Source organism: Bacillus cereus group sp. BfR-BA-01523, assembly GCF_022662615.1.
Lineage (GTDB): Bacteria > Bacillota > Bacilli > Bacillales > Bacillaceae_G > Bacillus_A > Bacillus_A mycoides.
In genome coordinates this window covers 377943-398892 of the sequence record NZ_JAKUDX010000004.1, presented here as the reverse complement: position 1 = coordinate 398892, position 20950 = coordinate 377943, and the positions used below count along the sequence as shown (strand labels likewise).

The window sequence follows — 20950 nt, the reverse complement described above, 5'->3', positions numbered from 1 at the left end:
TACATCCTATTATATATTTACTTACGAAAAATGCGTAATGAAATGCTCAAAAGGAAAAGTGAATAATTTTTTATCCGCTTTTAATGAGAAAATCCTCGTTCATAATGATTCATTTCGACTAAGTTTAATATATATTCGTAGTTATCAATTTCTAAATGTATTTGCTTGCGTTCTTCTTCAGTTAGTTTAACGCTAGTGAGTTTTTTACATAGCTGCTGTTTCTTTAATTCTAAATGTTTTTTTGTAGCCTGATAATCGTAAGTACGTTTCATGTGTATCCACCCTTTCCATACAGTTACTATCTGTATGTTTATAATATGAAGCATGTGGAAGGGGGAGAGCTGCACCTTATGTATTTTTAGTGAATTTTCAAATTGTGGTGGTGTTATGTTTAAGTGAATTTATGAATAAAATGCACTAAACCACTAATTTGTATTTCATGAAGTAAGGGGTGGGATTGTGCAGAAAGATATAATGTTTAACAATGAGATGGATGAAACGTTAAAAGTTATAAATAAGGGATTGAAGAAGACGACACGTCCGAAACAAATCATTGTAGTAGGGGCTGGTATGGCTGGATTAGTTTCGGCATCTTTATTAAAAGCAGCAGGGCATGAAGTGAAGGTTTTTGAAGCGAACAACCGTGTAGGTGGCCGCATAGAGACAGTTAGGATGGAAGATACCGGATTATATTTAGATGTTGGAGCGATGAGAATTCCGTATTCGCATACATTAACGATGGCATATATAAGAAAGTTTGGGCTACAGGTGAGCCCTTTTATTAATAGGAATGAGACAGATATTATCTACGTAAATGGTCGGAAAACGACATTAAAACAATACGAAAAAGATCCAAGTATTTTAAGATATCCAGTGGAAATGAATGAAGTTGGGAAAACGTCTGAGGAACTATTAATGTTAGCGGTACAGCCCATTATAAATTTTATAAAAAAGAACCCAGAGAAAAATTGGGATATTGTAGTAAAGGATTTTGGGAAATATTCTACAGGTCAATTTTTAAAATATCATCCTTATCAATATAATACGTATTTTTCGCCAGTAACGATTGAGATGATAGGTGTTCTATTAGATTTAGAAGGTTTTTTAGAAAGGTCATTCGTTGAGACGTTACGTTTTTTATATATTATGCAAGAGGAGAGCGGATTTTGCGAAATAATAGGTGGGAATGATAGATTACCAAAGTCTTTTTTACCACAATTAGAAGAAAATATTATATATAATCAAAAATTAATGAAGCTTCATCAACAAGCCAATAGTGTAACAGCCTATTACCGGAACGAGGAAACTTTTGAATATAGTAGTATTACAGGGGATTTAGTTATTGTTACAATTCCTTTTTCAACAATGCGATTTGTAGAAGTAGATCCATTTGATTCGATATCTCATGCGAAGTGGAAAACAATTCGCGAATTGCATTATATGCCAGCTACAAAAATAGGAATTCAATTTAAAAGTCGTTTTTGGGAGGAACAAGGGCAATTAGGTGGGAGAATTATAACAGATCTTCCTATACGTTATGCGTATTATCCAAGCCATGGAATCGGAGAGAAAGGGCCTGCTATGATGTTAGGAAGCTATACATGGTCTTATGATGCGTTGTTATGGGATGGGTTATCAAAGGGGGATCGTATCTATTACACACTACAAAATTTAGCAACAATATTAGGCGGTCAAGTATATGATGAGTTCATGTCTGGAATATCAAAGAGTTGGACATTAGATCCATATGCGCTTGGAGGGTTTGCACTATTTCAAGCTGGCCAAGAATCAGAATTACAGCCAGTCATTGTAAAACCTGAGGGGAGAATATATTTTGCTGGTGATCATACAACGCTGTATCACGGATGGATTCAAGGTGCGATTGAATCTGGAGTTCGTGTAGCGATGGAAGTGAATGATCAAAAAGTTTAAAATTCAGAAATTTCTTTACTATATAACTTGAGATGGATATTATTATATATAAAAGAATTATAGGGAGTGTTTACAGTGAATCCGTTATTATTCGATTTTCCTTCTGAATTTTATACTGACAGGCTTTTTATTCGAATGCCAAAACCAGGTGATGGTAAAGTTGTATATGACGCAATTCAAGCTTCAATACAAGAATTAAAACCTTGGATGGTCTTTGCACAAAAAGAGCAAACAGAGGAAGAAATAGAAGAGAGTATTAGAAAATCGCATATTCAATTTTTGCAGCGTGAGGATTTGAGATTACTAGTTTTTTCGAACGAAACAGGTGAATTTATTGCATCTGCCGGATTACATCGTATTAATTGGGATATACCTCAATTTGAAATCGGGTATTGGATTGATTCAAGGTTTAGTGGAAAGGGCTATATGGTAGAGGCTGCAAAAGGAATAACGGATTATGCTTTCACTGAACTGAAAGCAAACCGGGTAGAAATTCGTTGTGATTCTCTAAATAAGAAGAGTAGAGCGATACCAGAGAAATTAGGCTTTAAATTAGAGGGTACTTTAGAAAGCGCGAGTGTTGCGGTGGATGGAAATGGATTAAGGGATATGTGTGTATTTGCAATGACGAGAAATACATATGAAAAAGAAGAGCTGTAAGAAAATAGCTCTTCTTTTTTATATTATGGTACAGGATGACCGTTAGAGCTTTCGAAAATTGTAAACCATTGTTGGCGGTCTAAATTAACTTTTGTTGCCATTGCAGCCGTTTTTACTCGATCTAATTTGCCAGAGCCAACAATTGGCATCATTTTAGCTGGATGAGCAAGTAACCATGCATACATAACAGTATCGATGCTATCAACGCCTAGCTCAGTAGCAATTTTTTGTAAAGTTTCACGTACACGTACGGCGCGTTCTGATTGGCCAGTAAAGATTTCTCCACCAGCAAGAGGTGACCAAATCATTGGATTGATTCGTTTTTCTTGGCATAAATCAATCGTACCTTTTTCAAAATGCTCCATTTGCATCGCAGATACTTCAATTTGATTTGTAATGAGCGGGAAATCTAAATACGAACTTAACATATTAAATTGTGAAGGTAAAAAGTTAGATACACCGAAGTGGCGAACTTTGCCTTCTTGCTTTAAGCGTGAGAACGCTTCTGCCACTTCAGTTGGATTCATAAATGGATCTGGGCGATGGATGAGCAATACATCAATATAATCTGTATGTAAGTTTTGTAATGAATCTTCCGCGCTTTTTATTATATGTTCAGCACTCGTATTATAGTGAGCAACATATCGTTCTGGAAATTTCGGTGATGGGGGAGCGATTCCACATTTAGTGATGATTTGCATATTTTCGCGTAAGGAAGGCTTTAATTGTAACGCTTCTCCAAACAATCCTTCACACGTATACCCACCATAAATATCAGCGTGATCGAAAGTAGTAATCCCCAAATCCATACAGTCTTCAATAAAAGAAAGTAACTCTTGCTTTGGCATATTCCATTCTGCTAAACGCCAAAAACCTTGAATAATACGAGAAAATTCTAGCGTTTCGGCCATTTGAACTCGTTCCACTATAAGTACCCCCTATATGAATGAATAATATTTTTGAAAAGGCTTTCTTACTACGTATTATTATATAGTTACAGGGTCGTACATACAATAAATATGTTTTGCTACAAAAACGTTTTTCTCTATATGCTATAATGTAGAAACATATAGCTATAAGGAGATGTAAGGAATGATTCCAGTAACAATACTAACTGGTTTTCTTGGATCAGGGAAAACGACATTATTAAATCGAATTTTATCAGAGGATCACGGCAAGAAATTAGCAGTGATTGTAAATGAAATAGGACAAATTGGTATCGATAATCAATTAATTATGAACGTTGAAGAAGAAATTATGGAAATGACAAACGGTTGTTTATGCTGTACTGTGCGTGAAGATTTACTTGTTGCTTTAAAACAATTACTGGATGTGAAAGCAGAAGGGAAAATGGACTTTGATGGATTAGTAATTGAAACAACAGGTCTTGCAAATCCAGGTCCGGTTATTCAAACTTTCTTTTTAGATCCAGTTATTCAATCTGCATACCAAATTAACGGTGTTGTAACAGTTGTAGATAGCTATCATATACATAAACATTTTGAAAAGGGACTAGAAGCAAAAGAACAAATTGCCTTTGCTGATGTTGTGTTAGTTAATAAATTAGATTTAATTGAAGAAAATGAGAAAGAAAATCTCTTGCATGAACTTCAAGGAATTAACCCGACTGCAAAGTTAATCGAGGCGACTAACTGTGAGGTAGATATTCCATCGTTATTACAAATTCAAACGTTTAAAACGAAAGATACGCTGCAAATTTACCCTCATACAGAACATAACCATCTAGAAGGTGTAAAATCGTTTGTACTACGTGAAGAACGTCCGTTAGATTTACAAAAATTGAATGAGTGGATGTCAGCTGTCGTTCAGGAACTAGGGGAGCATTTATATCGCTACAAAGGAATTTTATCTATTGATGGAGTAGATAAACGTATTGTTTTCCAAGGTGTGCATACGTTATTTGCTGCTTCGTACGATAGAGAGTGGCAAGAGGGCGAAGAGCGAGTAAGCGAAGTAGTTTTCATCGGAAGAGATATTAATAAAGAATGGTTCCAAGAACATTTTGAAGAATGTGTGAAATAAGTCTGCGTAAATCGCAGGCTTATTTTTTATGAGCATTTTAATGAGGTAATACTAGATTACAAAAATGAAGTATATAAGGGAAAGAAACTAAAAATAGAAAACATAACATTGATAAATGCATAATAAAAAGCCTGTTTTCACAGGCTTGTATTTTCATCTATAAGTAATTCCATTACAACACCTACAACTGGACCTTCGTCATCAATATCCCCATTTAAACGGAAGCCAAATGACTCATATAGTCCCATTGCGTGTTTGTTGTCAGGATGTAAACTTAAATAAATTATTTTACATTCGAATTTTTGTTGCAAGAATTGAATTAGTAAGCGAAGGAAACGTTTTGCGTATCCTTTTCCTTGAAATTGTTGGTCAATCATAAAACGATCTAACCATACACTTTCATGTTTTTGGGAATACCAACCGTACATTGCGTATCCAACGAGTGTTTCTTTGTCATATAAGCCTACTGACGTTCCGTTTTCTTCATATAATGATTCCGCTAAAGAAAACGCATTGCTTTCAATAAACTGCTGCTGGTCTTTTGCTACGTCTAAAGCAGCAACTGAACGCCAATTATTTGCTGTTACTTCACAAATGTGAAGATTCATAGTTCCAACTCACCTTCTAAATTAGTATAGCTTACAAGCTAATATGGATAATTCTACTTGTTATTTCGATCAAGTCAAGGATAAATACATAAAAAGGCAGCTGAATGACATATTCAGCTGCCTAGAAAATATAGTTGATTAGTTTGTTGCTTCTTTTAAAGTATTTACGTTTTCTTCCATTAATGTGAAGTAATCTTTATTGTTCTTTGCATCATCCTCAGAAATAGTAGCAAGGTGATTTAAGCGTAAAATTTTTGTACCTGTTTCTTTTTGAATAACTGATGCTACTTTTGGAGTAGAGAATGTTTCAAATAAAATATATTGTAGACCGTGCTCTTTTACTGTTTTTGTAATGTCAGTAAGCTGCTTTTGAGATGGTTCATCAGATGCTGAAATTCCAGCGATTGGAATTTGTTTCAAACCGTATCGTTGTTCCCAGTAGCCGTAAGCTGCGTGTGAAACTAATATTTCTTTCGTTTTTGCATTTGCAACAACTGCTTTAAATTGATCATCTAAATCAGTAAATTTTGTTTGTAGTGCTGCAAAGTTTTTTTCGAACTCTTTTTTATGTTCAGGCTGTAATTCTACAAGTGCATTTTTAATTTTTTCTGCTTGTTTCATCGCAAGAGTAGGGTCTATCCAAACGTGTGGGTCTTTATCGTGATGATGTTCATCTTCTTTATGACCGTCTCCATGATCGTGCTGCTCTTCTTCAGATGAAGCACGAAGTTCGATATCTTTAGATGCATTTACAATTTTTACGTTTTCTTTTTTTAATGATTTTTCCATTTTTTCGGCAAATGGTTCTAATTCTGCGCCGTTATAAACAAATAAATCGGCTTTCGCCACTTGTACAGTCTGCTTTTGACTTGGTTCAAATGTATGAGAATCCGCACCAGGTGGGTAAATTGTTTCTACATTTACATAATCACCACCGATTTTTTTTGCAAAGTCAGCGAGTGGGAAAATGGTTGTATAAACAGAAAGTTTCCCATCTTTTTTCGCTGTACTATCTTTGTTGTTAGAACATCCAGCAAAGATGAGTGTGAAAATAAGTATAAATGAAAATAGAGCTAATTTTTTAGGCATATAATTCTCCTCTTTTCTTTTTTACAATTATATTTTCTCCAAATATAAGAAGAAAATATCGTTTTAATACAAAACGGAATAATTACGTTTTAGTTTGCGAACCTAGTATAATACATCTTTATGAAAGTTGCAATAAATAATAATCATTACGATTTGATTTTGTAATAAATCTGTCAAAAAGAAAGGTATTAATTTTTATGATTAGTGCATATGTGACAATGTTACTTTCATATATTGGGAGGGAGCAGAAAAAAGGGGATGAGCGCTTGGGTTACTTCATGGAAGCTATCTTATTAATACTTGCGGTTGTTTTGCCATTATCTTTTGTTTTAATTTTTTTAAGAAGACTAATAAGTAATTTAGGGGATGCTACAACAATTACAAAATTGCCAGCGGAAGAAAAAGAAGAGAAAAAAGAGTAAGTAAAGCACTATGCATACGCATAGTGCTTTACTTATGGTAAAATGGGAGAACGGAAACTCCTGTTAGCGACGATTAGCTATAGGAGAGAATAGTAAATAAAGAGGTATACACATATATGAATAAGCGAACAGCGTTAGTACTTGGCGCAAGTGGGTTAGTTGGACAAGAAATAACGCGACTATTACTTGACTCAGATTACTACGATTCGGTTACTATTTTTGTAAGGGAACCATTACAATTACAGCACGAGAAATTGCAACAGAAACAGGTGGATTTTTCAGTATTAGAGGAATACAAAGAATTTTTTGCAGTAGATGATGTTTTTAGTTGCTTAGGAACAACGATAAAAAAAGCGAAGTCGAAGTCGAATTTTAAAAAAGTAGATTATGAATATACATTACGAGCTGCCTGCTTAGCTGAAAAACAAGGCGTGCAAAATTTTCTTGTTATTTCATCAATGGGAGCAAAACCTAAATCATTTTTCTTTTACTCGCAAGTGAAGGGGAAAATGGAAGAGGAGCTGAAAAAGCTAGTTATTGGTGGCATACATATTTTCAGGCCGTCATTATTAGTTGGAAATCGACAAGAATATCGTTTTGGGGAAAGAATGGCTGAGAAATTATCTCGTATTCTTCCGTTTATATTTAAAGGGGCTTTTAAAAAGTATAAACCAATTTCAGCTAAAGATGTGGCGAAAGGAATGTATATAACAGCGCTACGTGAAGAATCTGGTATTCATATTTATAGTTCAAACGATATTATAGAAATAAAATAAATAAAACCGAGAAGAATAATTTTTACTGAAAGACAAAGGAAATAGAGTTTTAGGCTTGGATTAACAGTAAATACATGTTGTTTAACACTTATACTAAAATGAAAGAGGAGTGGGGAATCCACTCCTTTTATCATGACAATTTTATTCCACTTTTATCCCTCATACGTCTCAAATAACCTTTTCAAATACGCCTGATTTCCTTTCGCGATATACTGCTCAGTTTCTATTAAACGCGTTGCTAATTCGGACTTCGTTAGACGCATATACTGTCGGTAAACATTCTTTAAATTCTTGTCAGACTTTAATTGTTCAAACTCATGAAAAGCATGTTTTTCATTTTGTCGATAGGGAAGGTGCTTTTCGATCTCTTTTTGTTTTTTCTTATAACTCTTACTCTTTTCTTTATAATACGCATAGATTTTTTCATGATTTCTTATAGTATTAAAATGAATCCCTTGGCCTTGTTCATCGAGTTCTTTTGTCTTTTTAGATACATTGTGCAAGGTAACTTCTTTGCCCTCCGCAAGAAGGACGTCTATTGCTTTTTTACCTAGTTCGAAGGAGGTAATCCTTCGTTTTTCGTAATCACACTCTAAACCATTTTTATGGTTTTTTTATTTTCATTACTTCCAAATTAAAACCTTTTTCCTCGTAAAATCCCTTCGTTTTTTCTGCCCATTCTAGATAGTTTAGTAATTCATGCTTTTGTTCTGGTTCGGGTATTTTAGTGCTACGGGTAAAGAAGGCTTGGATTCCACAGTAGTTATTGTTAGTTTAATTGCAGGGGTTTTAGGAATTGCAGCTTTTGTCATTCGTCAAAACTTCTTAGAAAAACCAATTTTAAACTTTAAGATCTTCCTAAACCCTAAATATACATTATCTATTTTCGTGCTAATTACAACTATCTTTGCAATGTATTCGGTGATGATTTCTGTACCGTTATTTTTGCAGAACATTCAAGGCATGACAGCATTAAAATCAGGATTAATTATGCTTCCAGGTGCGATGATTATGGGATTATTAGCACCAATTAACGGTAAGTTATTTGATCGTTTTGGAATTCGTCCACTTATCCTAATCGGTTTTCCTTTAATGATTGTGGCATCTGTAATTTTAGGGAATCTAGGACTAGAAACCGCTTCGTGGGTTATTTGTTTAACGTATGCTATTCGTTTAATTGGCGTGGGGATGGTTCAAATGTCTCTTCAAACAAATGCACTCAATGCATTAAAGCCAGAAGAAGTATCACATGGTACTGCGATGAACAGTACATTAGGGCAAACAGTTGTAGCAATAACTTCAAGTCTTATTGTCACGTTGATATCGAATCGTACACAGTTTCATGGTACAGAAATGTTAAAAGAACATAAATCTGAGATGATCGGAATGTCAGCTGATGCGATTCAAAAGCTGAAAAAAACAATTTCAATAGATGCCTTTATTGCTGGGAACAATGACACTTTCTTATAATCAATTGTGGTTGCGGTAATTGGTTTAGGATTGGGATTATGTTTAAAAAGCAAAAAAAGATGGGGGTTTCTAAATAAAATTTGAACTTTAAGATTAGGTTAGATTAGAAATGGATAATTGGTCCTTTGATCTAAAATGTTTTTTTTGGAGAAAATTAATGATATTTTATTATTAGTAAAGTTCTTTCTCTAATATGGTTGTAAAACGTAGATAAAGTATGTTTAATCAATATTTAGAGTTTTTTATTACCTATAATTACATAAGTCTTATCGTTTTTGCACCAGAACCGATACCCCTACATTTATCTGCCTCTTTGGTAAGGCATCGAATAATCCTTACTTATACCATCGCGATTTCTGGTAACTTATATGTAGAGGTATCGCTCAATATAACAAAAATGTAATGTTAATGAAATGTAATTCCATCGATACTATAAATGAAATTATATAAAATGAATAACATAAATGAATGGGAGTTAAAGAATTTTTATAATGAAAAAGGAGAGGTATTAATGCGAAATATATTAAGTGTAGAAAAGATTGAAAAATATTATGGTAATAAAGATCATGTAACAAAGGCTATAGATAATATTAGTTTTAAGGTAGATGAGGGAGAATTTGTTGGGATAATGGGGCCTTCAGGAAGTGGCAAAACTACATTACTTAACTGTATATCAACGATTGATAATGTTACTACGGGGAAAATAATGATAAATAATAGTGACATTACTCGGTTAAAATCAAAGTCACTAGATAAGTTTAGACAAAATGAATTAGGGTTTATATTTCAGGACTTTAATTTATTAGATACCCTTACTGCTTATGAAAATATTGCCCTAGCGTTAACAATAAAAGGTGAGAAAAGTTCAAAAATTGATGGGAAAATACAAGCAGTTGCAAAATATTTAGACATTGAACAAGTATTAAGCAAATACCCTTATCAAATGTCAGGCGGACAAAAACAAAGGGTTGGTTCGGCAAGAGCTATCGTAACAGATCCATCTTTAGTACTTGCAGATGAACCAACAGGATCGTTAGATTCTAAATCAGCTAGATTATTACTTGAAAGATTTGAAAGTCTAAATAAGGATTTAAAAGCTACCATACTTATGGTTACTCATGATGCATTTACAGCAAGCTATGCTCGTAGAATTCTTTTTATTAAAGATGGAAAAATATTTATCGAGTTGGTAAGAGGGAATGATTCCAGAAAAGAATTCTTTACTAAAATTATCGAAGTTATAACCCTTCTTGGAGGTGACGATAATAATGTATTCTAAGATTGCTATTGGGAATGTAAAGAAAAGTCTTAAAGATTATGCAATATATTTCTTAACACTAACACTGGCTGTTTGTATATTTTATAGCTTTAACTCAATAGAATCACAAAAGGCACTTATGGAAATTAACGCTTCAGATAGAAAGTATGTGCCTACAGTAATGAACGCTATCTCAAATGTGTCAGTATTTGTATCCGTAATATTAGGTGGTTTAATATTGTATGCAAATAATTTCTTAATCAAAAAACGTAAAAAAGAATTAGGAATATACATGACTTTAGGTATGGGAAGAAGAAACATATCCAGAATATTAGTAACAGAGACATTTCTAGTTGGTATTATATCTTTAGTGAGTGGACTTATAATAGGTATTGGAGTATCGCAGGGATTATCTACATTTGCATTGAAGTTATTTGAATTGCCCATCAATAAATATAAATTTGCAATTTCAACAGGTGCTATAGGTAAAAGCGTAGTATACTTTGGAGTCATGTTTTTGCTTGTTATGTTATTTAATGTATATGTTGTTTCTAAATACAAAATAATTGATTTGTTAACAGCAGGTAGAAAAAACGAAGATATAAAATTTAGAAATCCACTTATCTATGTAATCACATTTATTATGTGTGTAGCATCACTTGGATATGCATATGTGACTGTACTAAAAATCGGATTGAATTATATGAATCCTATGCTCATGGTATCAATCATTCTTGGCATATTAGGTACATTTCTGTTTTTCTTTAGTTTATCTGGATTTATATTATATGTTGTAAAGAAGAATAAAAAAGTCTATTTTAAAGGGTTAAATATATTTATCATCAAACAAATAAATAGTAAGGTTAATACAAATTTTATATCCATGTCTGTAATCTGTTTAATGTTATGCCTTACAATGGTGGCTTTATCTACAGGACTCAGCTTTAAAAGAAGTATAGACGTAGCAATGAAAGAAGTAACACCATTTGATGCCAGTATTACGTTGGAGAATAAGGATGAAAGTTACACTATAGAAGACGTATTAAATAAAGTTAACTTTAAACTAAGTAATAACGAAAAATATGTATCTTATAATGTATATCAAACAGGGATGGAAGTGGGGGACTTTGTACCAGAAGTACCTAAAGGTGCTAAGAATGTCGGTGTGGATTTCATTAAAGTATCTGATTATAATAAAACTTTAAATCTCAAAGGTGATAAGAAAATTACTTTAAATCACAATGAAGTTTTACTTTTATCAAATAATAACCGGTTGGTTAATTCGATAAATGAAAGATTAAAAAATAGCAATAAGGTGAACATTAAAGAAAAAGAATATCTGGTAAAAAACGCTAAAGTTATACAAGAGAATCTTTACACTTCTGATGTGCAAACTAATTACTTCACAATCATTATAAATGATGAGTTTTTATCAGGATACAAAATTATTGCATCCGTACTTAATGTAAATTATTTAGATGGAAATAGAGAAGAATATAATAAAAAATATGATAACGTTGTACGGGGCTTTTATGACGAAAATGGCCCGAAATTAAATGTTGTATATATATCAGGCAAATCAAAGGATGAAATTCGTGCAGAAAGTAAGGGATTGAAAACTATCGTACTGTTTATTGGGATATATATAGGTATTGTATTTTTAATAACGAGTATGGCTGTATTAGCTCTTCAACAATTATCAGAAGCCAGTGATAGCATAGATCGATATAAATCTTTGAAGAGAATTGGTTCAAACGGAACAATGATCGACAAAACGATTTTTATTCAAACTTTCGTATACTTTAGTCTTCCAGTTATTCTTGCCCTAATTCATTCTGTATTTGGAATTTATGTAATCAATAATTTTATTAACGCAATTCAACAAACAGACATTACTTTACCAGCATTGATGACTGGCTTAGTATTTCTTGTAGTTTATGTAGGATATTTCTACACGACATATGTCGGGTATAAAAATATTGTAAAAAGTAATACTTGATTTTATAATGCTCATTAAGGCTATTACACCTTGTTTCTCAAGATGTAATAGCCTTATATTCTATATAGGAAGGGAAAAGTCATGAAAAAAATCATTCTGATTGAAGATGATGAAATCATCAGAGAAGAATTACAAAATTTTTTTATAAAGTATGGATATGAAGTAAAGGCTCCCACAGAGTTTAATCATAGTATCGAATATATAGAAAGTGAGAATGCAGACCTTATATTACTAGACATAAATCTTCCTGTGTTCGATGGCTATTATATATGCAGAGAAATACGTAAAACTTCAGATGTTCCAATCATCATGGTTACAAGTAGAGATAGTGAGGTAGATGAACTCATAAGTATGAATTTAGGAGCGGATGATTTTATAACAAAGCCTTATAATACAGAAATACTATTAGCAAGAGTAACAAACATTTTAAGAAGAACATCTGGAGATTTCAAGACGAATAATATCTTAATTTATAGGGATTTTAATTTAAATCTTTCAAATGCAACAGTTACTCATCAAGACAAGTCTGTAGAGTTAACTAAAAATGAAGTTAAGATACTCTCATGCTTAATAAATAATCGCGGTAATATTGTAAAAAGAGATTCACTCATGGAAGCCTTATGGAAAGCTGATTATTTTGTGGATGATGGCACCTTAACTGTTAATATAAATAGATTAAGAAAAAAGCTTGAAGAGATAGGTATAGAAAATCCAATTGCAACAAGAAGAAACTTAGGGTATATAATGCCATGAATATAGGTGAATTTATTAAAGATAAAATAGTAGTAATACTATCTAATGTACTGGTATTTATTATACTGGCGGGTATATTGCTGAATGTGAATGTTCAGTTCATTATAATATTCTTTGTCTTTTGTATTTGGTTTTTTCCATTGATTTCATATATGGCTATGGAATTTATAAGATGTAAAAATTATTATAATGAGATTAATGGCATATTAGAAAACTTGGAGAAAAAATACTTACTTCCAGAGGTAGTAAAGGAATCAAATTTTATACACGGGGAAAAGCTTAACGCGATATTGAAAGAAGTAAGTAGAGATATGCATGAAAATGTAAAATATTATAGAGATATGCAATCGGATTATAGGGAATATATAGAAACCTGGGTACATGAAATTAAGACGCCGATAGCTTCTACAAAGCTAATAATTGAAAATAATCAAAATGAAGATACTAATAAAATAGACTCCCAATTGGATCGAATCGAAGGGTTTGTAGAACAGGTGCTGTATTATTCTCGAAGCAATAATGTCGGTAAGGACTATATTATAAAACCAATTAACCTTGATGATGTAGTAAGAACTGTAATTAAAAGAAATTATAGAGATTTTATTCATAAGAGAATAAAGTTAGATATAAAGGATATTAATGAAATCGTATATAGTGATAGAAAATGGATTGAATTTATTATTAATCAAATAGTAGGAAATTCCATAAAGTACTCAAATAACAAGGAACAAATGATACGTATATACACAATAAAGAAAGCTAATTCAGTAATACTAACCATAGAGGACAATGGAGTAGGGATAATACCTAAAGATATAAATAGAGTTTTTGAGAAAGGATTTACTGGAGAGAATGGCAGGAGATTTAGCAAAAGTACAGGAATGGGCTTGTATCTATGCGAAAAACTGTGTTCAAAACTAGGATTGAAAATTGGCATTGAATCTGAAATGAATAAAGGAACTAGAGTTACATTAATATTTCCTTTATCAGGTATGGTAACTTTTGAGACTTATTTATAAAAGAGATGCTGCCATCTTTCCACGGATTTCGTATGAAACTTATAAACAAATGTAAAACGGTATGAAAAGAGTAGAAATTCTCATCATACCGTTTGTATTATTTAGCCATTTAACATATTGGTATATTTAATTGTGAATTGGATGGATGTTAATCTGGATTAGTCATTACTATTTTTGATGTCCACTAATACTTAACGTAAGATTTGGTTCGGTTGCTACACAGATCTCGTAAGCGAGAAATTGTAAACTATATAAAACAGTAAAATAAATATCCGATCCCTTAGCGTACAAGGAATCGGATATTTTGTGTCTAAATTGTGTCCAAATGTATATTATAATTAAAGCAAGTATGAATAATTTCAAGTGTTGTTTTATTATGTATTAATTTCAATTTTTTAAGGTCTAATTTAATCAAACTTTATTTCTAAGCTACAACGGTTGCGTTACTTGAAGGGAAATAACCTAAGTTGTTTCTATTTCTCTATTTTATTATTCCACTATAAAGCGCTTTTCTTTAATAAGGTGGCATCTTTTTACATGGATAACACTTTTAAGAGATTGAATTTATTTAGGTGAAAAAATTGTGAAGTATTGTACTTAAAGTAAAGAGGGCAGTTTTAAAAGAAAGGATATAACATATTTGTTGACTTAATGAATGTAGTAATAAAAGTGGTAATAAAGAGTTTGAATGTAGTGATAAATGGGTGATAAAAAACATAAAAAATAGGTGTATCAAGCAAAGTGTTGATACACCTTAAAACTACATTGTTAAACAACATGTGTTGTCGTGTAGTATATCTTATATATCTTTAATTATTTTAGATTCAGTATTACATATTCTTCTCGGTTTTATTTATTAGTTTTAATGTTTCCAGGTGCTCGTCGGTACTGATATGGTTCTTGTAATTCAAAGCCAAGTTCATTGGCAGCTATTCTTGGGAAGTATGGATTACGAAGTAACTCGCGTCCGATAAAAATTAAATCTGCTTCGTTATTATTTAAAATTTGCTCTGCTTGTGATCCGGTTGTAATTAATCCTACCGCACCAGTCGCGATGTCAACATGCTCCTTAATATGTTTAGCATATTGTACTTGGTAACCAGGATACACATCAATATGTGCGGGTACAACAGCACCAGAACTACAATCGATTAAATCTACCCCTTGTTCTTTCATCCATCCTGTATACTGCACATAATCTTGAACCGTTAACCCGTCAGGATGATAATCATTTGCTGAAATACGAACAAATAACGGTCCGTTCCAAACTTCATTTACAGCATCGATGATTTCGCGTAAGAAACGATAGCGATTTTCAGGTGAGCCCCCGTATTCATCAATCCGCTTATTGGAAAGCGGAGAAAGAAATTCATTAATAAGATAACCGTGAGCACCATGTAATTCAATAACGTCAAATCCCGCTTGTTTTGAACGTAACGCAGCTTTTTGAAAAGCTAATACGGTGTCTTTAATTTGTTGCTTACTCGTTTCCACGGGTATTTTCATTCCATCGTTAAACGGAATTGCTGAAGGAGCTAAAGCGTCCGTTTCTAATTCAGCCTTTCTTCCGGCATGAGCGAGTTGAATGGCAGCTTTTGCGCCGTTATCATGTATAAATGCTGTCGTCTTATGTAAGCCTTCAATTAGATTATCATCCCAAATGCCTAAGTCTTTGTTAGAAATACGTCCTTCAGGTAACACAGCTGTTGCTTCAATCATAACTAAGCCTACTTGGCCAGCAGCCCTGGTTCCATAATGAATGAGATGAAAATTGGTTACTCGGCCATCCTCATTCTCTGATGAATACATACACATAGGCGACATAACGATACGGTTTTTTAGCGTAACGTCCTTAATTGTATAAGGTGAAAAAAGTTGAAGCTCCATCAAATATCCCCCTTGATTGAATTTTCTTACATTGTATCATCCTCTTTTTTGTTTCCCTAATAAAACGCTTATACGAAAAATTTCGTCTATTCGTGTTACAATGGCTAATATGAATTGAATTGGAGGATGACATATGTATCAGGCTTATTATGAAAGTGAATTAGGTTTGCTGGAAATTACAGCGAATACGAAAGGGATTACGTCTGTTATATTTGTTGAAGAAAGAAAAGAAGAACATAAAAATGAACTTGTTGAACAATGTATAAATGAATTAGATGAATACTTTGAAGGAAAAAGAAAAGAGTTTACAGTTCCATTGTCTGCTGAAGGAACACCATTCCAAAAGAATGTATGGGAAGCACTTTACACCGTACCATATGGCGTAAGTGCTTCATATTTAGATATTGCAGATAAGGTTGGGAATACGAAAGCTGTACGAGCGATAGGAGGGGCAAATAGCCGGAATCCAATTTCAATTATCGTTCCATGTCATCGTGTAATAGGAAAGAGTGGAAAACTTGTTGGGTATGCAGGTGGTTTATGGAGGAAAGAGTGGTTATTGAAGCATGAAGGCATATTAAAATGAAGTATGGATGGAAAGAGGGATTGTTTTGAAATGTATAAATTGTGGGCGACCTTGTATTAATGATCAGTTGAATTGTGCAAATTGTCAACGGAACTTGCATAATAAACAAGGTGAAGAAAGCTCGCTAATAGACAAAGAATTAGAAGTATATGTAGGGAGACAATATCCATATTACAAAAGAAAATGGGAGCTTGAGAATAAGCGAATTGCTAGGTGGAGCTGGAATGGTTTGGCTGCTATTTTCAATGTAGGTTGGCTTGGATATCGTAAGTATTATTTACCTGCTGCTTTATTTATACTGTTATTAGTAGCATGTGATGCATTTTCTTATTATATGGGGTTCAACGTAGCGTTGCCAATCATTAATATGGTGCCTCTTACGTTTTTATTACTCATTTTCATTCTATTTGGGATGGGGATTTTTGCAAATGGATTATATTATCAATTTGCAGAAAGGCGTATATATCGAATAAAAGCACGGGGAATTAAAGATGAATCGGTTGAAAATTATCTGATCCGTGATAGTGGTGGAACGAGTAAAATGGGAGCAACAATCGTTACTATTTTAGCAGTTGCTAGTATTTTTTTCAGTCATTTCTTTTTTCCGACTGATCGAGATATTATACAAAAAGTTCGTACAAGCTCGCTTTATGAATATCCAGTCTTTTCAATTGGTGAATCGTTCGAAAATTATTTTCAAAATTCAGGATGGATATACTATCGGGGAACGGAAGGATTAGAATTAGTAGAATTTCAGGGGGAGAGTCCTGAGATGCCAAGGGAAAAAGTGACAATTCAATTTATTGTTGATTATAAATTGGGAGAAGTGGAACCATATTCACTTACGATTAACGGTGAATCTAAAAATGAAGAAGAGTTTTTGAAGATAATGGAGGAAATATTTAAAGTTCAAAATCCATTTGATATAGAGGATGGCTTACAAGTAAATGCTATTCAACAAAGCGGAGGGAAAGCAATTTCTGACCGCTTTTTTTCTTTTTATGAAAATAAATATTTAAAATAATCAGAATTTTTTGTATAATAAAATATATTATACAAGTTTTAACTTATACATATAGATTGGGGGAAGGAAGAATGAAGAGAAAGGTAACAACGATTGCTGCAGTTGCATTATCGGCTAGTGTATTGGTTGCAGGTTGCGGAAATGGGGAGAAGGCATCTACAACGAAGAAAGAAGCAGGTAAGGGAGTAGCGGATAAGCAAGTATTAAACTTACTAGAAACAGCTGAAATTCCTTCAATGGATACATCTAAATCAACAGATTCTGTATCTTTCCGTGTATTTGTAAATGCAATGGAAGGATTATATCGTCTAGATAAAGATAATAAACCAACTCCAGGTATGGCCAAAGACGTGAAGATTAGTGAAGATAAAAAGACATATACATTTGAATTACGTGATGCAAAATGGTCAAATGGTGATCCAGTTCGAGCACAAGATTTTGTATATGCATGGCAACGTACATTAGATAAAGCAATAGCAGCAGAATATGCATTTATTTTATTTGATGTGAAAAATGCACAGAAAGTAAATAAAGGAGAAGTACCGTCGGATCAATTAGGTGTTAAAGCGAAGGATGATAAAACGTTGGTAGTAGAATTAGAGCAACCAGCACCTTATTTCCTTGAGCTTACTTCGTTCCCTACATTCTTCCCATTAAATGAAAAGTATGTAAAAGGACAAGGGGATAAATACGGATTAGAAGCAGATAAATTATTGTACAATGGACCATTTACAATGAGTGAATGGAAACATGAACAAAGTTACCAGTTAAAGAAAAACCCAAATTATTGGGATAAAGATGCTGTAAAATTACAAGAAATTAATGTGGGTATAGTAAAAGAGACAAGTACTGGGGTAAATTTATATGATAGTGATCAAGCAGATCGTGTCATTTTAAGTTCTGAGTTTGTAGACAAATATAAAAAGAATAAACCAGATGAATTTAAAACGAAGCTAGACCCACGTATGTATTTCCTACGTTTTAATCAAAAAAATGCAACGTTTAAAAATCAAAAAGTTCGTGAGGCGATTGATTTAGCGTACGATAAAAAAGGAATTGCGGATGTAATTTTGAATGATGGATCATTGCCGGCGTATTTCTTAGTACCTGAAAAGTTTACGACAGGACCAGATGGAAAAGACTTCCGTACTGTAAATAAAAATTTCCGTGACAGTAAAGATAATGCTGCGAAAGCAAAAAAACTGTGGGAAGAAGCGAAGAAAGAACTTGGTCAAGATACAATTACAGTAGAATTACTAAATGATGATAACGGTAGTCGTAAAAAAGTGGGCGACTTTATTAAAGAAGAATTAGAGAAAAACTTACCTGGTATTAAAGTGAATCTGAAGCAACAACCATATAAGCAGAAGTTAGATTTAGAAAAGAAATTTGAATATGAATTCTCATTATCTGCATGGAGTCCAGATTATCCAGACCCAATGACATATATTGATATGTTCGTTACTGGAAGCTCATTTAATGAAATGGATTATTCAAATCCGAAGTACGATGATTTAGTAGCAAAATCAAAAGGAGAACTACTAAAAGATGACGCAGCACGCTGGAAAGCACTTGCAGAAGCTGAAAAAATCTTAATTGGTCAAGATGCTGCAATCTCTCCTACGTATCAGCAAAGTACGGCTTATTTAGAGAAGACATATGTAAAAGGTATCGCTAACCATACGTTTGGTGGAGACTTCAGTTATAAATGGGCATATATTACAAAGAAATAGTATAATAAAAGATGAGTGAATTTTCGCTCATCTTTTATTTGTATAGGAGGAATTAGAGTTGTTAAAGGGAATCAATCATCTTTGTTTTTCAGTGTCCAATTTAGAAAACTCTATTACATTTTACGAGAAAGTATTGGAAGGAGAATTATTAGTCAAGGGGAGAAAACTTGCATATTTTAATATATGTGGAGTATGGATAGCGCTTAATGAAGAAACACATATTCCGAGAAAGGAGATTCATCAATCTTATACGCACCTCGCATTTTCTGTTGAACAAAAAGATTTTGAACGCCTGTTACATCGGTTAGAAGAAAATAATGTTCATATTTTACAAGGAAGAGAGCGTGATGTGAGAGATTGTGAGTCTATATATTTTGTTGATCCTGATGGTCATAAATTTGAGTTTCATTCAGGGACGTTACAAGGCCGTCTAAATTATTATAGAGATGAGAAACCTCATATGACATTTTACTAAGGGGGGAAGAAGTTGCATGCGCTTGTAATTGGTGGAACAGGAATGCTAAAGAAAGTTTCTATGTGGCTTTGTGATCAAGGGTTTCATGTTTCTATTATTGGACGAGATAGTACGAAATTGGAAAATGTTAAGCAAGTGAGTTCTGTACCGGGAAATATTACGTGCCTTCCTTTAGATTATCAAAATGACGATGATGTAAAGCAATCTATTACAAATACAATTGAACAAAATGGTCCAATAACATTAGTTGTTGCCTGGATACACTCTAGTGCAAAGCATGCATTACGACTCATTTGTAATGAAGTTGAATTGTCATCGGAAAAGTATAGTTTATTTCATATATTAGGTAGTAGTGCATCGCGTACGAAGTCACAAAAAATAGGTGGGACATTATGTAGTTATTATAGAATTATATTAGGGTTTATTTTAGAAGATACATATGCAAGATGGCTTACTCATGAAGAGATTGCTGACGGAATTATAAAAGGAATTGAAAGTAAATGCACAGAATGGATTGTAGGGAGAGTAGAGCCGTGGGAATCGCGGCCAAAATGGTAAGGGGGCTGAAATGAAGACAACGGTATATGTAACAAGGCACGGTGAGACAGAATGGAATGTAGCAGGGCGGATGCAAGGACGGAAAAATTCAGCATTAACAGAGAATGGTATGATACAAGCGAAACAATTAGGGGAGCGTATGAAGGATTTACCACTCCATGCCATATATAGTAGTCCAAGCGAAAGAACGCTTCATACTGCTGAATTGATTAAAGGGGAACGCGATCTGCCAATTATAGAAGATGAACGTTTCTATGAAATAAACATGGGGATATGGGAAGGGCAAACAATTGCTGACTTGGAAATGCAATATCCAGAAGAAGTACATTTATTTTGGAATGAACCACATCTTTTTCAGTCAACATCAGGGGAAAACTTTGCGGCCGTTCATAAAAGAGTAATTGAAGGGATACACTTTCTTTTAGAAAAGCATAAAGGAGAAAATATTTTAATAGTTACTCATGCTGCAGCAGCGAAATTACTCGTAGGGCATTTTGCAGGTTTTGAAATTGAACATGTATGGGAAGAGCCATTTATGCATAGCGCGAGCCTTAGTGTGATTGAATTTGATGAAAACCGTGGTAAAGTAAAACAATTTGCAGATATAAGTCATTTTCAGTAAACGTAAAAAAGGTCGCAAAGCGACCTTTTTTGGTGG

The 20950-nt window shown here is 33.3% G+C and carries 22 protein-coding genes; 16 read left to right on the top strand and 6 right to left on the bottom strand.

Translation table 11 applies throughout. The annotated features are described in order from the left end of the window. Positions 1 to 80: 80 nt before the first annotated feature. On the bottom strand, positions 81 to 272 hold the full coding sequence (locus MR066_RS13980; protein ID WP_002012420.1) for a DUF3896 family protein: 192 nt from the start codon (positions 270 to 272) through the stop codon (positions 81 to 83). 187 nt (positions 273 to 459) lie between these two features. Between MR066_RS13980 and MR066_RS13975 the strand changes: the two genes are divergently transcribed. Beyond that, positions 460 to 1932, top strand: a complete 1473-nt coding sequence (locus MR066_RS13975; RefSeq protein ID WP_201038386.1) for a flavin monoamine oxidase family protein — start codon at positions 460 to 462, stop codon at positions 1930 to 1932. 75 nt (positions 1933 to 2007) lie between these two features. Next, positions 2008 to 2592, top strand: coding sequence for a GNAT family N-acetyltransferase (locus MR066_RS13970; RefSeq protein ID WP_002126982.1), 585 nt, complete (start codon positions 2008 to 2010; stop codon positions 2590 to 2592). A 23-nt stretch (positions 2593 to 2615) separates the two neighbouring features. Here the strand turns inward: MR066_RS13970 and MR066_RS13965 are convergent, their stop codons facing one another. Beyond that, positions 2616 to 3518 (bottom strand): aldo/keto reductase, encoded by a 903-nt coding sequence (locus MR066_RS13965; protein WP_242247497.1) that lies wholly within the window; start codon positions 3516 to 3518, stop codon positions 2616 to 2618. Positions 3519 to 3684: 166 nt separating this feature from the next. On the opposite strand from MR066_RS13965, the gene MR066_RS13960 reads away from it, so the two are divergent. Then, the gene (locus MR066_RS13960; RefSeq protein ID WP_242247496.1) at positions 3685 to 4635 is read left to right on the top strand and encodes a CobW family GTP-binding protein; all 951 of its coding nucleotides are present in this window, start codon (positions 3685 to 3687) and stop codon (positions 4633 to 4635) included. Between the two features lie 137 nt (positions 4636 to 4772). On the opposite strand, the gene MR066_RS13955 is transcribed toward MR066_RS13960, so the two are convergent. Further along, a complete protein-coding gene (locus MR066_RS13955) occupies positions 4773 to 5243 on the bottom strand; it encodes a GNAT family N-acetyltransferase (protein ID WP_002012425.1) in 471 nt (156 codons plus the stop codon). Positions 5244 to 5381: 138 nt separating this feature from the next. Further along, a complete protein-coding gene (locus tag MR066_RS13950) occupies positions 5382 to 6332 on the bottom strand; it encodes a metal ABC transporter substrate-binding protein (RefSeq protein ID WP_242247495.1) in 951 nt (316 codons plus the stop codon). 197 nt (positions 6333 to 6529) lie between these two features. Here MR066_RS13950 and MR066_RS13945 point away from each other — a divergent pair, with 197 nt between their 5' ends. Together MR066_RS13945 and MR066_RS13940 are read left to right on the top strand one after the other, a co-directional pair. Further along, complete coding sequence (locus tag MR066_RS13945; RefSeq protein ID WP_201051932.1) at positions 6530 to 6754, top strand: hypothetical protein; 225 nt, start codon at positions 6530 to 6532, stop codon at positions 6752 to 6754. A gap of 116 nt (positions 6755 to 6870) precedes the next feature. Continuing rightward, entirely contained in the window at positions 6871 to 7530 is a 660-nt protein-coding gene (locus MR066_RS13940; protein ID WP_002031464.1) for an oxidoreductase, read from the top strand. Between the two features lie 152 nt (positions 7531 to 7682). On the opposite strand, the gene MR066_RS13935 is transcribed toward MR066_RS13940, so the two are convergent. Beyond that, positions 7683 to 8033: a hypothetical protein gene (locus MR066_RS13935; RefSeq protein ID WP_002086077.1), complete on the bottom strand. Its 351-nt coding sequence runs from the start codon at positions 8031 to 8033 to the stop codon at positions 7683 to 7685. Positions 8034 to 8277: 244 nt separating this feature from the next. Between MR066_RS13935 and MR066_RS13930 the strand changes: the two genes are divergently transcribed. From MR066_RS13930 to MR066_RS13910, 5 genes are all read left to right on the top strand, one after another. Next, positions 8278 to 9000, top strand: a complete 723-nt coding sequence (locus MR066_RS13930; RefSeq protein ID WP_242247494.1) for an MFS transporter — start codon at positions 8278 to 8280, stop codon at positions 8998 to 9000. 511 nt (positions 9001 to 9511) lie between these two features. After that, positions 9512 to 10279, top strand: coding sequence for an ABC transporter ATP-binding protein (locus tag MR066_RS13925; RefSeq protein WP_242247493.1), 768 nt, complete (start codon positions 9512 to 9514; stop codon positions 10277 to 10279). Then, positions 10269 to 12257 (top strand): FtsX-like permease family protein, encoded by a 1989-nt coding sequence (locus MR066_RS13920; protein WP_242247492.1) that lies wholly within the window; start codon positions 10269 to 10271, stop codon positions 12255 to 12257. Before MR066_RS13925 ends, MR066_RS13920 begins: the two co-directional genes overlap by 11 nt. Before the next feature lie 81 nt (positions 12258 to 12338). Continuing rightward, the gene (locus MR066_RS13915; protein WP_242247491.1) at positions 12339 to 13010 is read left to right on the top strand and encodes a response regulator transcription factor; all 672 of its coding nucleotides are present in this window, start codon (positions 12339 to 12341) and stop codon (positions 13008 to 13010) included. Further along, positions 13007 to 14029, top strand: a complete 1023-nt coding sequence (locus MR066_RS13910; protein ID WP_242247490.1) for a sensor histidine kinase — start codon at positions 13007 to 13009, stop codon at positions 14027 to 14029. Before MR066_RS13915 ends, MR066_RS13910 begins: the two co-directional genes overlap by 4 nt. Before the next feature lie 849 nt (positions 14030 to 14878). Here MR066_RS13910 and namA read toward each other — a convergent pair. Next, positions 14879 to 15916 carry an NADPH dehydrogenase NamA gene (gene namA, locus MR066_RS13905; protein WP_242247489.1) on the bottom strand — a complete coding sequence of 346 codons (1038 nt, stop codon included), beginning with the start codon at positions 15914 to 15916 and terminating at the stop codon, positions 14879 to 14881. Between the two features lie 133 nt (positions 15917 to 16049). Between namA and MR066_RS13900 the strand changes: the two genes are divergently transcribed. The 6 genes from MR066_RS13900 (at position 16050) to MR066_RS13875 (ending at position 20914) form a co-directional block, all read left to right on the top strand. Then, a complete protein-coding gene (locus MR066_RS13900; RefSeq protein ID WP_002031467.1) occupies positions 16050 to 16502 on the top strand; it encodes a methylated-DNA--[protein]-cysteine S-methyltransferase in 453 nt (150 codons plus the stop codon). A gap of 25 nt (positions 16503 to 16527) precedes the next feature. Then, positions 16528 to 17526, top strand: a complete 999-nt coding sequence (locus tag MR066_RS13895) for a DUF2628 domain-containing protein (protein ID WP_242247488.1) — start codon at positions 16528 to 16530, stop codon at positions 17524 to 17526. 71 nt (positions 17527 to 17597) lie between these two features. Continuing rightward, a complete protein-coding gene (locus MR066_RS13890) occupies positions 17598 to 19259 on the top strand; it encodes a peptide ABC transporter substrate-binding protein (protein WP_012260774.1) in 1662 nt (553 codons plus the stop codon). A 58-nt stretch (positions 19260 to 19317) separates the two neighbouring features. Then, a complete protein-coding gene (gene fosB, locus MR066_RS13885; protein ID WP_242247487.1) occupies positions 19318 to 19734 on the top strand; it encodes a FosBx1 family fosfomycin resistance bacillithiol transferase in 417 nt (138 codons plus the stop codon). Positions 19735 to 19746: 12 nt separating this feature from the next. Beyond that, a complete protein-coding gene (locus MR066_RS13880; RefSeq protein ID WP_242247486.1) occupies positions 19747 to 20292 on the top strand; it encodes a short-chain dehydrogenase in 546 nt (181 codons plus the stop codon). A gap of 10 nt (positions 20293 to 20302) precedes the next feature. Next, positions 20303 to 20914: a phosphoserine phosphatase 1 gene (locus MR066_RS13875; RefSeq protein WP_002012438.1), complete on the top strand. Its 612-nt coding sequence runs from the start codon at positions 20303 to 20305 to the stop codon at positions 20912 to 20914. The last annotated feature ends 36 nt before the right edge of the window (positions 20915 to 20950 follow it).